Annotated in this window: 16 protein-coding genes; 8 read left to right on the forward strand and 8 right to left on the reverse strand. The window is 60.4% G+C overall.

The genetic code is table 11. The features are described 5' to 3' along the window. Positions 1-382: 382 nt before the first annotated feature. From Q0Z69_RS01190 to Q0Z69_RS01200, 3 genes are all read left to right on the forward strand, one after another. Positions 383-1,195: a MoxR family ATPase gene (locus Q0Z69_RS01190; protein WP_298029031.1), complete on the forward strand. Its 813-nt coding sequence runs from the start codon at positions 383-385 to the stop codon at positions 1,193-1,195. Then, positions 1,182-2,396, forward strand: a complete 1,215-nt coding sequence (locus Q0Z69_RS01195) for a VWA domain-containing protein (protein ID WP_367272194.1) — start codon at positions 1,182-1,184, stop codon at positions 2,394-2,396. The genes Q0Z69_RS01190 and Q0Z69_RS01195 overlap by 14 nt, the downstream gene beginning before the upstream one ends. A gap of 244 nt (positions 2,397-2,640) precedes the next feature. Then, complete coding sequence (locus Q0Z69_RS01200; protein WP_298029033.1) at positions 2,641-3,306, forward strand: manganese catalase family protein; 666 nt, start codon at positions 2,641-2,643, stop codon at positions 3,304-3,306. A gap of 129 nt (positions 3,307-3,435) precedes the next feature. On the opposite strand, the gene Q0Z69_RS01205 is transcribed toward Q0Z69_RS01200, so the two are convergent. Together Q0Z69_RS01205 and Q0Z69_RS01210 are read right to left on the reverse strand one after the other, a co-directional pair. Next, positions 3,436-3,879 (reverse strand): hypothetical protein, encoded by a 444-nt coding sequence (locus tag Q0Z69_RS01205; protein WP_298029037.1) that lies wholly within the window; start codon positions 3,877-3,879, stop codon positions 3,436-3,438. Between the two features lies 1 nt (position 3,880). Next, a complete protein-coding gene (locus Q0Z69_RS01210; protein ID WP_298029039.1) occupies positions 3,881-4,081 on the reverse strand; it encodes a helix-turn-helix transcriptional regulator in 201 nt (66 codons plus the stop codon). Positions 4,082-4,302: 221 nt separating this feature from the next. Between Q0Z69_RS01210 and Q0Z69_RS01215 the strand changes: the two genes are divergently transcribed. From Q0Z69_RS01215 to pckA, 3 genes are all read left to right on the forward strand, one after another. Further along, the gene (locus tag Q0Z69_RS01215) at positions 4,303-4,635 is read left to right on the forward strand and encodes a PadR family transcriptional regulator (RefSeq protein WP_298029041.1); all 333 of its coding nucleotides are present in this window, start codon (positions 4,303-4,305) and stop codon (positions 4,633-4,635) included. Beyond that, positions 4,636-5,358 (forward strand): permease prefix domain 1-containing protein, encoded by a 723-nt coding sequence (locus tag Q0Z69_RS01220; RefSeq protein ID WP_298029043.1) that lies wholly within the window; start codon positions 4,636-4,638, stop codon positions 5,356-5,358. It abuts the gene before it with no gap. 217 nt (positions 5,359-5,575) lie between these two features. Then, positions 5,576-7,147: a phosphoenolpyruvate carboxykinase (ATP) gene (pckA, locus tag Q0Z69_RS01225; RefSeq protein WP_298029045.1), complete on the forward strand. Its 1,572-nt coding sequence runs from the start codon at positions 5,576-5,578 to the stop codon at positions 7,145-7,147. 227 nt (positions 7,148-7,374) lie between these two features. Here the strand turns inward: pckA and Q0Z69_RS01230 are convergent, their stop codons facing one another. The 3 genes from Q0Z69_RS01230 to Q0Z69_RS01240 form a co-directional block, all read right to left on the reverse strand. Continuing rightward, the gene (locus Q0Z69_RS01230; RefSeq protein ID WP_298029049.1) at positions 7,375-8,382 is read right to left on the reverse strand and encodes a helix-turn-helix transcriptional regulator; all 1,008 of its coding nucleotides are present in this window, start codon (positions 8,380-8,382) and stop codon (positions 7,375-7,377) included. 458 nt (positions 8,383-8,840) lie between these two features. Then, the gene (locus Q0Z69_RS01235) at positions 8,841-9,278 is read right to left on the reverse strand and encodes a hypothetical protein (RefSeq protein WP_298029053.1); all 438 of its coding nucleotides are present in this window, start codon (positions 9,276-9,278) and stop codon (positions 8,841-8,843) included. A gap of 31 nt (positions 9,279-9,309) precedes the next feature. Further along, positions 9,310-10,335, reverse strand: coding sequence for an aldo/keto reductase (locus Q0Z69_RS01240; protein WP_298029055.1), 1,026 nt, complete (start codon positions 10,333-10,335; stop codon positions 9,310-9,312). Positions 10,336-10,463: 128 nt separating this feature from the next. On the opposite strand from Q0Z69_RS01240, the gene Q0Z69_RS01245 reads away from it, so the two are divergent. Then, positions 10,464-10,835 (forward strand): winged helix-turn-helix domain-containing protein, encoded by a 372-nt coding sequence (locus Q0Z69_RS01245; protein WP_298029057.1) that lies wholly within the window; start codon positions 10,464-10,466, stop codon positions 10,833-10,835. Positions 10,836-10,903: 68 nt separating this feature from the next. Here Q0Z69_RS01245 and Q0Z69_RS01250 read toward each other — a convergent pair whose 3' ends face one another. Further along, positions 10,904-11,560: an AAA family ATPase gene (locus Q0Z69_RS01250; RefSeq protein WP_298029059.1), complete on the reverse strand. Its 657-nt coding sequence runs from the start codon at positions 11,558-11,560 to the stop codon at positions 10,904-10,906. 164 nt (positions 11,561-11,724) lie between these two features. Here Q0Z69_RS01250 and Q0Z69_RS01255 point away from each other — a divergent pair, with 164 nt between their 5' ends. Next, entirely contained in the window at positions 11,725-12,342 is a 618-nt protein-coding gene (locus tag Q0Z69_RS01255; protein ID WP_298029061.1) for an alpha/beta fold hydrolase, read from the forward strand. 43 nt (positions 12,343-12,385) lie between these two features. Here Q0Z69_RS01255 and xdhC read toward each other — a convergent pair whose 3' ends face one another. Next, a complete protein-coding gene (gene xdhC / locus Q0Z69_RS01260; RefSeq protein WP_298029063.1) occupies positions 12,386-12,895 on the reverse strand; it encodes a xanthine dehydrogenase subunit XdhC in 510 nt (169 codons plus the stop codon). Next, a complete protein-coding gene (gene xdhB, locus Q0Z69_RS01265; RefSeq protein WP_298029065.1) occupies positions 12,895-13,776 on the reverse strand; it encodes a xanthine dehydrogenase subunit XdhB in 882 nt (293 codons plus the stop codon). The genes xdhC and xdhB overlap by 1 nt, the downstream gene beginning before the upstream one ends. Between the last annotated feature and the right edge of the window lie 2 nt (positions 13,777-13,778).

Consider the following 13,778-nt stretch of genomic DNA (forward strand, 5'->3'; position numbering starts at 1 on the left):
GCATCTGCGGCGACCTGTTCAAGGTCACCCCGCTGCTGATCGAGGCCATCAAGGCTGCCAAGGCCGCGAAGTAAGAACCCGTACCGATAGGCGAGGGATGCCGGATGGGCGAGGGATTTTCCCGCCGATCAAGGCGTTTCGACGCAGGAAGTTTGTGTATTACAAGGAAAAACAACGCAGAGCGGCGAGAAAAGGCCCGCCCAACCGGTGTACAGCGCCTATCGATACGGGTTCTAAGAAACGCTCTCCCCTGAAAAAGCGCCGCAAAGCGCGGAAACGCTTTGCGGCGCTTTTCTCATTCCGGGGCTTTTCATTTGGCCCGGAATGGCGTATACTGTTTCAAGCGGCACAGCCGCGAAATCATCACAGAGAGGATACAACAATGGACCGCACCTTTACCGGGACCGACCACTATGTCGCGTCCGAAGAATTGCTGACCACGGTGAATATCGCCATGATGCTGCAAAAGCCTCTGCTCATCAAGGGCGAACCCGGCACCGGCAAAACCATGCTGGCTCAGGCGGTGGCGGACGCCCTGGGCAAAAAGCTGATCATCTGGAACGTCAAATCCACCACCAAGGCTCAGGACGGCCTGTACGTCTACGACGTGGTGCAGCGGCTGTACGACAGCCAGTTCGGCAGCGCCGGCGTGGACGACATCGCCAAATACATCAAGCTGGGCAAGCTGGGTGAGGCGTTCTCCGCCGACGAGCAGGTGGTGCTGCTGATCGACGAGATCGATAAGGCGGATCTGGAATTCCCCAACGACCTGCTGTGGGAGCTGGACCAGATGGAGTTCTATATCCCAGAGACCCGGGAGACCATCAAGGCCAAGCAGCGCCCTATCGTCATCATCACCTCCAACGCGGAGAAGGAGCTGCCGGACGCCTTTTTGCGCCGGTGCGTGTTCCACTATATCGACTTTCCCGACCAGGCCCAGATGGAGCGGATCCTTCGGGTCCATTTCGACCATCTGGAGGACCGGCTGGTCCAGCAGAGCCTGGCGGCCTTTTACTGGGTCCGGGAGCTGCGGGATATCGAAAAGAAGCCCAGCACTTCCGAACTGGTGGACTGGCTGCGGGCGCTGGTGGCAGGCGGCGTTTCACCGGAGCGCATCGCACAAGACATCCCCTTCGCCGGGGTCCTGCTGAAAAAGGACAAGGACCTGCAGACCCTGGCCCGTGCCAAACGGTGACGCCATGTTCGCTGCGTTTTTCTACCTGCTGCGGCGGCGGGGCCTGGACGTCTCCCTCAGCCAGTGGATCACTCTGCTGGAGGGTTTGGAAATGGGCCTGCACCACTCCAGCCTGACGGGCTTCTACCATCTCTGCCGGGCCATCGTAGTCAAAAGCGAGGTGGAATATGACCGCTTTGACCAGGTGTTCCTGGAATTTTTCAAGGACGTTCCCTTCAAAGGCGACCTTCCGGAGGAACTGCTGGACTGGCTGGACCATCCAAGCGAGGATCTGCGGCGCACCATTGAGATGCTGCGGAGCCAGGGCATGCCCGACGAGACCCTGGAAGAGCTGCTGAAAATGCTGGAGGAACGGCTCCAGGAGCAGACGGAGGAGCACAACGGCGGCAATTACTGGGTCGGGACCCAGGGCCGCTCCCCCTTCGGCAACAACGGCTGGCACCCCGGCGGCATCCGCATCGGCGGCCAGGGCCGCCACCGCACCGCCATGACTGTGGCGGGAGAGCGGAAGTACCGGGACTTCCGCAGGGACAACACCCTGGACACCCGCCAGTTCCAGACGGCCTTCCGGCTGCTGCGGCAGCTGTCAGTCCAGGCCAACAGCGCGGAAAAGGTGCTGGACGTGGACGGCACCGTTCGGGACACCTGCGACAACGCCGGGACCCTTCAGATCCGGTATCAGAATCCCCGGAAAAACACGGTGAAGGTGCTGCTGCTGATGGACTCCGGCGGGTCCATGGACTATTACAGCGGCCTTTGCAGCATGCTGTTCCAGGCCGCTACCAAGTCCAACCACTTCAAGGAGCTGCACACCTATTACTTCCACAACTGCGTCTATGAGTCGCTGTATACCCATCCCGGCCTCCGCTGGGACAGCGCCGTGCCTACGGAATGGGTCCTGCAGAATTTCGACTCCAGCTATAAGGTCATCATCGTAGGCGACGCCGCCATGAGCCCCTATGAGCTGTGGGAACGGCAGTATCAGTGGGGCCGCGGCACCTACGGTGACTCCGGCATGAACTGGCTGCTGCTGCTGAAAAAGCAGTACCCCTATCTCATTTGGCTGAATCCCGAGCCGCTGCCCGCCGGCATGGGCTTCTGGAGCCGCACCCACCTGGAGCTGGCAAAGGTCTTCCCCATGTACGACCTGACGGCGGAGGGGCTGGAGGCCGGGATCAAGCGGCTGATGGTCCGCCGGTGACACCATACCGCGGCGGGATCGCTTTGCGCGCTCCCGCCGTTTTTATCCCTATATGCGCGGCCGTTCAGCGCCACCTGGGCGAAGTCCGTTCGGTCCGCCGCTCTTCCTTGAAAAAGCATCCTTCTGCCCCCTCCTGCGGGCGGCTTCCTCGCCGTCCGGCATTCCCCCGCTGATGGATACGGGTCCTTACATAGTTTTTTGGATTTCAGGAAAAATACCACTGACCTTGAAAGGAGTGGTATGCTTGTTCAAGCACGAAAAACTGTTGTTCCATCCCGTGGGCGTGGAACGCCCGAATCCCCAGTACGCGGCTCTGCTGCAGGAGCAGCTGGGCGGCGGCAACGGTGAGTTGAAGGCGGCCATGCAGTATATGTCCCAGAGCTTCCGCATCAAGGACCCCAGGATCAAGGACCTGTTTCTGGACATCGCGGCGGAGGAGCTGAGCCACATGGAAATGGTGGCCCAGACCATCAACCTGCTGAACGGCCACGACGTGGACGCCCAGGCCGTGGACGCCGGCGAGATCGAGACCCACGTGCTGCTGGGCCTGAATCCCGGCCTCATCAACGCCTCCGGCTATTCCTGGACGGCGGACTACGTCACCGTCACCGGCGATCTGTGCGCCGACCTGCTCAGCAACATCGCCTCCGAGCAGCGGGCCAAGGTGGTGTATGAATACCTCTACCGCCAGATCGACGACAAAAAGGTGCGGGAGACCATCGACTTTCTCCTCAACCGGGAGGAGGCCCACAACCAGATGTTCCGGGACGCCTTCAACGAGGTACAGAACACCGGCTCCAACCGGGACTTCGGCACCACCAAGGCGGCAAAAGTCTATTTCTCCCTCTCCAATCCCGGCCCCAATACCTTTGCGGGCAACGAGGTAAACGCCCCAAAATTCGCCAAATGAACAGACCGCCGGAGGCCGTGAGGCGGCCCCGGCGGTCTCCTGCTTCAGCCATGCCCGCTCCACGTTGGCCCCTTCCCCCAAACCGGCAGCCGCAAAAAGGGAGAGCCTCCGCTCTCCCCTTTTGAATAGTCAGCATCTTTGCTCCAACCGGCGGTAAAACCAGACTCCCGCCCCATACTGGATGATGAGATAGGCCACCAGAATCAGCTCCAGCACCAGTCCGTCCGTCAGCACCTCCAGCAGATCCAGCACAGCAACCGCCAGGATGGCAGCCGCGCAGAGGACCATGCTCAGCAGATAGGCATACCGCCCGGCCTTGTTCCGCAGCATCTCCTTCCGCTCGTCGTGGAGGTCGATCTGCTCCTGCTCCAGCTTGGCCGCGTAGGCTCCGGCGTTCTCCGGCCGGGACCACTTCCAATACCGCAGAAGGTGCGCGACGCCGTTACCCACCAGTCCGCCGCCGATGCCACAGAACAGGGGCGACAGCCGCGTCTCCCACAGCAGGCTCAGCAGAATGATTCCCAGCCCCGCCGCCAGCAGGCCCAGATAGATCCAGAAGTCCCTTTTTTTCATGTCAAACGCTCCTTTCATGGGTAAAGATAGTCTCGATGGGCAGTCCGAAAAAATCGGAGATGGTAAAGGCCAGTTCCAGCGAGGGATTGTACCGCCCGTTCTCAATGGAGCTGACGGTCTGGCGGGAGACCCGGATGGCCCGGGCAAAGTCCTCCTGGTTCAGCCCCCGCTCCCTGCGTAACTGTTCCACCCGATTCTCCATATGCCTCCCCTTTCTTTTGTAAAGTTTCCTTTACGCATAACATACCACATTGTCCGGCGCTTGTCAAGGTTCCTTTACAAAATTCCAAAGTCCCCTCCGCTGCTGCCCACAAAAAGCCCCTGCATCATTTCCCTTCTACCTAGGGGTAACCGTGGCAACATATTTCACTTGACACCTCCTGTTCAGAGGTATACAATACCTCTGAACAGGAGGTGTCACTTATGAGGGAGCCGAAAGAGATGGCCAAGGGCAGCCATGAGCTGATTTTGCTCAAGCTGCTCAGCCGGAAGGACATGTACGGCTATCAACTCATCCAGGAGATGGCGCTGCTGTCCGAAAATGTGTTCCGCATGAGCCAGGGGAGCCTGTATCCGTTCCTCCACGCCCTGGAAGACAAGGGGCTGATCGCCTCTTACACCCAAGTGGTCAATGGCCGGGAGCGGCGATTTTACCATCTGACCGCTTCGGGGCACCGAGCGCTGGCGGAGAAAGAGGAGCAGTGGGCGGTCTATACCCGGGCGATGGGGCAAATTTTGGAAGGAGCTGAAAGGTAAATGAACTGGAAGCAGCAATGGATCCATGAGGTGCTTGCAGAGATCCCCCCTAGCCGTTACCGCAGGCGCATGGAGGCGGAACTGCAGGACCATCTGGAGACACAGTGCCTCGCCCTGATGGATGCGGGGTGGACGCAGGACGAGGCGCGCTGGGAGGCCCTGCGCGTCATGGGGGCGCCGGAGGTGCTGCAAAGGGAGTATGCGGCAGCATGGCGGCGCTCCTGGCCGGCGCGGCTGGAGGATCTGGGCCAGCGGCTGCGGGCATGGGCGGTCGGGCTTGCCGTCATGTTCGGAACACAGCTTCTGGTCTCCTCCGTGATCGACACAATCGGAAATACGGCATTCCCGCTGCCCGCAGCCTCCCAAGGCCCATGGGTTCGGGTGATTCGGGGCACGGTGGAGAACCTGAACAACTCCTTGTTTTTCAGCCGTCTCCTCCCGCTCCTCTGCGCCCTGATCGCGGGGGCGTTCTACCTGAGCCGTAAATTCCAAACGTCACGCCGTCCAGCGGCATCCATCAGCGCAGGTCTGTGCGTCCATTGGGCATATCTTGCCGTGTTCCGCATCTGGTTTGAGGCGCTTGACGACCACATGACATTTTGGGAGGCATTGAACCATTCCTTGCCGTACAATGCTGGATACGATTTCCTTATTCTTGCGCTGTGCGTCCTTCTGGGGTTTGTGTTCGGGCATATGCCTGGAAGGACAGTCCGCCGCGGATAGCGCGGGCTTGTCCATCGGGACAAATATGTGGTTCTTTCTTTTGCCGGGGGGATCTCATCTCTTTGTGAAATCCTCTAAACTTTATCGTGCGCCATCCCGCTCTTGCTTTTTCTGTTCAAATCGTGTAGAATGTCTTTGATTACGATTTGACCCCAGTGAACAACGGGACCAGTCCCCCACCGGTCCGTCCCGCACACATTTTGAAGGAGGAATTACTATGGAAACTTATGGTCTGGAAGCGCTGGGCATCATCAATGCCTCCGCGGTCTACCGCAATCTGTCTCCCGCCGCGCTGGTGGAAAAGGCGCTGGCCCGGGGCGAGGGCTTCCTGAACGCCACCGGCGCTCTGTGTGTCAACACCGGCAAGTACACCGGCCGCTCCCCTGACGACAAGTTCATCGTGGATTCCCAGGGCGTGCACGACGAGATCGCCTGGGGCAAGGTGAACGTGCCTACCACGCAGGAGGTCTTTGACGCCCTGTATGAGAAGATGGTGGCCTACCTCCAAAACAAGGAGATCTTTATTTTCGACGGCTTTGCCGGCGCGGACCCCAAGTACACCAAGGCTTTCCGCATCGTCAACGAGCTGGCCTCCCAGAACCTGTTCATCCATCAGCTTCTGCTGCGTCCCACCGAGGAGCAGTTGGCCGACTACAAGGCGGATTTCACCATCATCTGTGCCCCCGGCTTCAAGTGCATCCCGGAGCGGGATCACGTCCATTCCGAGGCTGCCATCATGATCGACTATGAGAAGAAGATGGTGCTGATCGCCGGCAGCCAGTACGCCGGTGAGATCAAGAAATCCGTGTTCTCCGTGATGAACTATCTCATGCCCAAGGAGGGCGTGTTCCCCATGCACTGCTCCGCCAACATCGGCGAGGCCGGGGACTCTGCCATTTTCTTCGGCCTGTCCGGCACCGGCAAGACGACCCTGTCCGCCGACCCCGCCCGCAAGCTGATCGGCGACGACGAGCACGGCTGGGCCGACGATTCCGTGTTCAACTTCGAGGGCGGCTGCTACGCCAAGTGCATCGACCTGACGGAGGAGCGGGAGCCTGAGATCTTCCGGGCCATCCGCTTCGGATCCCTGGTGGAGAACGTGATCCACGACCCTGAGACCCGGACGCCCGACTACTCCGACGCCAGCCTGACCGAGAATACCCGGGTCGGCTATCCTGTGGATTATATCCCCAACGCCGCCATTCCCGGCATCGGCGGCACACCCAAGACCGTCATCTTCCTGACCGCCGACGCATACGGCGTCATGCCCCCCATCTCCAAGCTGAATGAGAAGCAGGCCATGTACTACTTCGTGTCCGGCTTCACCAGCAAGCTGGCCGGCACCGAGCGGGGCATCACCTCTCCCGTGCCTACCTTCTCCACCTGCTTCGGCGCCCCCTTCATGCCTCTGGACCCCTCCGTCTATGCCAAAATGCTGGAAGAAAAAGTGGCCAAGTCCGGCGCCCATGTGTATCTGGTGAACACCGGCTGGTGCGGCAACAGCGGCAAGCGCATGAACCTGAAGTACACTCGTGCCATGGTCTCCGCCGCCCTCAACGGCGATCTGGAGAAATCTGAGTTCGTTACCGATCCCTACTTCGGCGTTCAGGTGCCCACCTCCTGCCCCGGCGTGCCTGACGAGCAGATGATCCCTGCCAAGCAGTGGGGCGACGATCAGGCGGGCTACGAGGCAAAGGCCAAAGAGCTGGCCAAGCGCTTTGTGGAGAACTTCAAGAAGTACACCCACATGCCCGAGGACGTGGTGGCCGCCGGGCCGAAGACCGAGTGAGCATACTTGAAAAGGGCCGTCCGATCGGACGGCCCTTTTTTTGCGGGGCGGCCTGCTATAATCAAATAACTTGGAAAGTGATAAAACCACTTTCCAAGTGTCGCAGCGCACATGCGCTGTGACAGGCCGCTGTCGCGGCCTTGATTTGGATTTCATAGCCAATGGCTGTGCGCTTAGCGCACGGCGGGCATCGCCCGCCTGAAAAATAGCTTTGCTATTTTTCGAGTTCATTGACTATATTGCAGAGCCATCTGATTCCTTTCCAAGCAGTAGCGGGCTTTGACCGCGCCGGAGCGGTCCGTCACAATGAAGCCCTCCGCCGCCGAGAACGTGAGGGGGACCTGGCTGTAGTAATCCTCCTGGTCCAGCCAGAAGCTGACGCACCTGCCGCCGATCCTGTCGTCGCAGATCTCCCAGCTGACAGGCATGCCAAAAGAGGTGACGATCTCCTTTTGGCCGTCCCCGTCCACATCCTGTTCCTGGGGCGTATCGCTTCCACTGGCTGTCAGCAGGAGCCTGACAGTGCCGCTTTCCGGGTCCGCGCAGAAATACCAGCTGGTGACGCAGGCGGCCCCCTCTCGGAGCGTGATCTTCCAGCCGCTATGGCCCAGAACGTTGTTGAACGCCTCCGCACCGTCCAGGCCGTCGTTTACGTAGTGGTTGCGATCCGTCAGGCGGCCCAGAGTCACCTTGCCGGATTCCCCGTCAGCATCGAAAGACTGGGCGTAGACCTCATAAAACGTGGTGCCGTTCTCCTGTACCGGGTCGGCCCGGAAGATCCCCAGGCAGACGGCGGAATCCGGAAACTGGACCGTCAGGATATTCTCCCCCTCCCCTGTCACGTCCCTGGCGGGCAGGATCATCTGTCCGAAATCCTCCACCACCCGGGCATCCAGGGGCAGGGTCCTGGGGAACATATAAGAGAAGTCCGGTTCGGGGGCAGGCCACAAGAACCACCCTGCCGCCAGGGTCAGGCACAGGGCTGCCGCCAAAACGGCGGAGATCCGCTTCCAGCGGCGAAGGGCCGCCTGCTCCGGCGGGGCGGACGGCTCCCAGCTCTCCGGCGGCAGTCCGAAAAGCGCCGAAAGACGCTCCAGCTTCTCCCTGGTGGGACGGGACCTGTTGGATTCCCACTTGCTCACCGCCTGCCGGCTGACCTCCATCTGTTCCGCCAGCTCCTCCTGAGATAAGCGGCGCTTTTCCCGTTCCCGTTTGATCTGTTCTCCGCAAGTCATACGCTTCCTCCTTCATCTGTTTTAAGGCGATGATACGGCAGCTCTGGGGGAAATACCACCAACTTTTCCGCAACTTTGGCGGTTGCGGGAGTCTTTTACGTCTTATGTCTGTCTGACGGCAGAGAAAATAGCACCCCGGCAGCCGGAGGCTCCCCAGAAAATTGAACATTATAATAATTATTTTTGTTGTTTTCTTAAACTTTACCGGGATAAAACGCCGGCCGCCTATATGGGCGGTCGGCGTCAAGCGCTTTATGGCCTCAGTGCTCCTCCAGCTGGACTGGGAAGAAAGGACGGCGGAGCCTTCCAGAAGGCAGCCAGGCCCAGCTTTCTGTCCGGCGGGACTCCCCGGCGGACAGGCGCTCGGCTTCCAAGTTAAAGCAGCTGTTCAGGAGGCCTCCTCCGGCAGCCATGAAAACAGGGAAACGGTATGAAACAGTTCTTCCATTACGCCCACCTCACGTCCGGTCCGGGAATTTGGCGCAGAGGGCGTCCAGCTCGTCGATGAGCGCTTTCATGTCCGCCTTCGTCATGGCGCAGGTCAGCTCGGCGGTATCCTCGTCCTCCATGGTGTTGGGCATGACGAAGGACACATCGACCCGGTAGCCCTCCCCCTCCGCCTGGGCGGCCAGCAGGAAATATGGCTCGGTAAAATCGCTCTCATATGCGGTTTTCAGGCCCGCGTTCAGCACCTTCAGTCCGGCGGTCAGCTCCTTCAGCTCATAGGTCAGCAGGCAGCTGTTGGAGTCCTTGATGACCTGACCGTCCTCCCGGACCCAGGTGGCCCGCAGCACCAGCCAGTTGCGGTCGTCGCTGCCGGGATCGCCGCCGCCGGCGGGAAATTCATAGTTCATGATATCCAGCTTCAGGCTGGACGCTCCATCTTGAAACAGCATGAAACGCTTCTCTCCTTTTTCTCTTGGTCCGTCAGTCGTTATGATGGGCGGTGTAAAACGCATTGTAATCCAGAAGCTGCTTCTGCAGCAGGGCCGGGGTGTCCAGCCCGTAGGGACAGCGGGACTTGCAGGCGTCACAGTGGACGCAGTCGTTGATTTTCTGCATTTTGGCGTACCACGCGTCGCTCATGTAGGGCCGGTAGGGCGAGCGGCGCAGCAGGGCGCTCATGCGGGCGGCCTGAGGGATGTCGATGCCCGCGGCGCAGGGCAGGCAATAGCCGCAGCTGCGGCAGAAATTGCCCGCCAGCTCCTTTCGGTCCTTTTCAATGACCGCCTGCAGCTCCGGCGTCAGCTTGGGGTCCCGGACCGTCAGCTCCAGCCACTGGTCCAGCTCCCACTCGTGCTGGATGCCCCAGATGGGGACCACGTTGTCATACTGGCCCATGAAGGCATAGCAAGCCTCGGCGTTGTTCAGCAGGCCGCCGGAGAGGCCCTTCATGGCGATGAAGCCCATGTCCGCCGCTTTGCACCGGGCCACCAGGTCCAGGTCCTGTTCCGCCGCCAGATAGCAGAAGGGGAATTGCAGCGTCTCGAACTTCCCGGAATCAATGGCGGCCCGGGCGATGGGAAGGCGGTGGTTGGTGATGCCGATGTGGCGGATGTAACCCTTTTCCTGCATCTCCAGCGCGGCGGCAAAGGCCCCGTCGGGATCGCCGGGGTCCGGCAGGACGGCGGGATTGTGGAACTGGAAGAGGTCGATATAGTCGGTTTGCAGCATCCGCAGGCTTTGCTCGATATGGGCTAAAGCGGTCTTTTTGTCCGTGGCCTGGCTCTTGGTGGAGATGACCACGTTCTGTCGGACGTCCCGCAGGGCCTCGCCCAGCTTTTCCTCACTGTCGGTGTACATATTGGCGGTGTCGAAGTAGTTGATCCCGCCCTCATAGGCCCGCCGCACCAGCTTCACCGCCTCTGCTTTTGAGATGCGCTGGATGGGCAGTGCGCCGAAGGCGGTCTTGGAGACCCAAAGCTCCGTGCGGCCCAGTCTGATCTTATCCATATGTTTTCCTCCTCGTACGGGAATTATTTGCTGAATATGCCCTTGTATTGTAGCACATTTTTCAGCATTTGCAAATCTGAACAGATATGATAAAATAGAAACAACTAAAAAAGAACGGAGGCCCCTCTATGGACAAGGAACTGCATTTGAAGCTGACAGTACGGCTGTTCACCGATGACAACCAGCGCTGCTTCGGCCCCGGCATCGCAACGCTCCTGGAGCGGGTCCGGGAACACCGGTCCCTGCGGGCTGCGGCGGCCTCCATGGAGATGGCCTATTCCAAGGCCTGGCGGATCATCCGCACGGCGGAGGATGTATTCGGCTGTAAGCTGCTCTCCTCCACCATCGGCGGCCAGCACGGCGGCGGCGCGGTGCTGACGCCGGAGGCGGAACGGCTGCTGGCGGCCTACCGGGCCTACGAGGCGGAAGTAAAGGCCTTTGCGGAGGGGAAATTCGAATCGGCCTTCGGCTTCTACCGGGAGCTGGACAAGGGCCAGTGAACGAAAAAATGCCGCCAGCTGCGCAAGCATAAAAAAGGACCGAAGCCAATGGCTTCGGTCCTTTTGTCTCATTCCTTGGGCTGCGTCGGGTCCACCTCAGTGGGGCTGGGAACAGGATGCTCCTTGTGCTCCACCATGGCCCGGATCAGCTCCACAGTTCCGCCCAAGCCCAGATAGCTGGAGTCCAGGCAGAAATCGTAACTCTCCACCGCGCCCCACTTCTGGGAGGAGTAGTACTCATAGTAGGAGGCGCGGCGCTTGTCGGTCTTGATGATGAGCTTGCGGGCCTCCTCCGGCTTCAGGTTTTGGCGCTTGGCGACCCGCTGGATGCGCACGTCCATGGGCGCATGGATGAAAATGCTCAGGTGGTCCGGATTGTCCGCCAGAGCGTAGTCCGCACAGCGGCCGATCATGACGCAGGGACCCTGCTCCGCGATGTGGCGGATGGTGTCGAAGGTGGCCAGATACACCTGCTGCTCCAAAGAATCTCCCGCGCCGGTGCCAGGAAGGGCAAACATGTAAGAATCCATGGCGATGGAGTACAGCAGGCTCTTGGGCCGCTCGTCAAAATTCTCAAAGATCTTCTCACACAGGCCGCTCTTCTTGGCCGCCTCCTGCAAAAGCTCCTTATCGTAAAACGGGATGCCCAGTTCCTTGGCCACGCGGATGCCCACTTCCTTGCCGCCGCTGCCAAACTGCCGGCCGATGGTGATGATGGTCTTCATAGAAAGGCCCCCTTTCTGCTTTGTGTTTCCAGTATACCACACTTTGCCGGGAGCGTCAAACGAAAAGCGGCGGAGATCTCCGCCGCGCCTGCCCGTGCAGGGCGGAGCGGCGCTTGTCAGCAGACGGCCGGTATGGTACAATGTCCGGGAAAGGGGCGATCAACATGACCTATGTGTTCCTGCACGGCCTGGGGCAGACTGCGGCCAGCTGGGTTCGGGTGCGAAGCGCCCTGGCCCTGAACGAACCGGCGGCCTGCCCGGAGCTGGCGTCCCTCATGGGGGACGGTCCCCATACCTACACGGCGCTGTCTGATTCGTTTGCCGCCTATTGTGAGGCCATCTCCGGGCCGCTGCGTCTGTGCGGACTGTCCCTGGGCGGCGTTCTGGCGCTGGAATATACCATCAGTCACCCGGAAAAGATACAGAGCCTAGTGCTGATCGGGACCCCGTATATCATGCCGAAGCGGCTGCTGCAAGCGCAGAACGCGGTGTTCCGCCTCATGCCCAAAAGGGCCTTTGCCGCCACAGGCTTTCAGAAAAATGACTTTATCCAGCTCTGTACCTCCATGATGGACCTGGACTTTCGGGACGGCCTTGGAACGCTCACCTGCCCCGCTCTGGTGGTCTGCGGCGAAAGGGACCGGGCCAACCGCAAAGCCGCGGCGGAACTGGCGAAGCAGCTTCCCGCCGGGAAGTTTCGCATCATCGAAGGCGCAGGACATGAGGTGAACACCGAGGCCCCGGAGGCCCTGGCAGGGGTCCTGCGGGCATTTTGGAACTGACATGAAAACAGGCCGCCCCATCGGGCGGCCTGTTTTTGTCTCGTTATGCCTGGGGCATCTCCTTGCCCAGCCGTTTGTACATGGTCTTTTTCACCGCCCGGAGGATGTTCTCATACCCGGTGCAGCGGCACAGGTGGCCGGAGAGGAGCTTGCGCAATTCGTCGTCGGTGTACTCCTTCCCGCTCTCCAAAATCTCCACCGCCGTCAGGATGAAGCCGGGGGTGCAGAAGCCGCACTGGATGGCGGCCTCGTCCACAAAAGCCTGCTGGATATCGGAAAGCTCGCCGTTGGGGCCAAGCAGGCCCTCCAAGGTGCGGATGCGTTTGCCCTCCGCCCACACGGCCAGATAGATGCAGGAGTTGAAGGCCTCGCCGTCGATGAGGACGTTGCAGGCGCCGCACTCTCCCACCTCGCAGCCCTTTTTCACGCTGGTCATCCGAAAGTCGTTGCGGAGCGTATCAGTGAGGCTGGCCCGGACGTCCACGGTCCGCTCCACGTCCTTGCCGTTCAAATTGAAATGGACGGTCTGATACTGGATCACATGCTTCTCCATCACAGCGCACCTCCCGCCAGCTTCACAGATTCGATGAAGGCCCGCTTGGCGCTCTCCACCGCGATATGCATCCGGAAATCCTTGGCAGCCCGCCAGGAGTCCCGGGGATTGATGTCCTCCTTCACCGCCTGGGCGAAGGCCTCCGCCAGTTCCATGGTGACGGGCTTCCCCGCCGCCAGGGCTTCCGCCGTCCTGGCCCGCAGGGGTACGGGACCCGCCACGCCGAAGGCCACTCGCGCCCGCTCCACTGTTTTCTTATCGGCGGAGAGCCGAACGTTGACGGAGGTGCCCAATGTGGCGATATCCATGGCATTCCGCATGGCATATTTAATATAATGGCCAAAAGTATCAAGATAACTGTCTTTTTGGATGAGGATGGCGGTTTGGATCTCTCCCTCCCGGATATCCACCTTTCCCGCCCGAATATAGAATTCGCTGATGGGCTGGCAGCGGACGCCGTCCGGCCCCGTCAGCTCTACGACGGCGTCCCAGGCGTGGAGGGTCGAGGCGGAGTCGGCGGAGGTGACGCCGTTGCAGGTATTGCCGCCGATGGTGCCGATGTTGCGGATCTGGGGGCCGCCCACCTGGTCCACGGCCTCACCCAACACGTTGATGTACTTTTGAATGAGGGGGTCCCGTGTGATGTGGGAAAAGCTGGTGAGGCTGCCGATGCGCAGGGTCCCGTCCTCCTCCAGGGAGACGCCCCGCAGCTCATCCAGGCCCTGGATGGAGATCAGCTCCACACCGGCCCGCTTGCCCTCCCGCATCTGCACCAGCACGTCGCTGCCGCCGGCGATGATATGGGCTTCCGGATGGGCCAGGCGGAGGGCCACGGCGTCGGCCACGTCCTTCGCCTGGTATAAGGCTTTCATGTCATACATAG

Source organism: uncultured Dysosmobacter sp. (genome assembly GCF_947631165.1).
Classification (GTDB): Bacteria; Bacillota; Clostridia; order Oscillospirales; family Oscillospiraceae; genus Oscillibacter.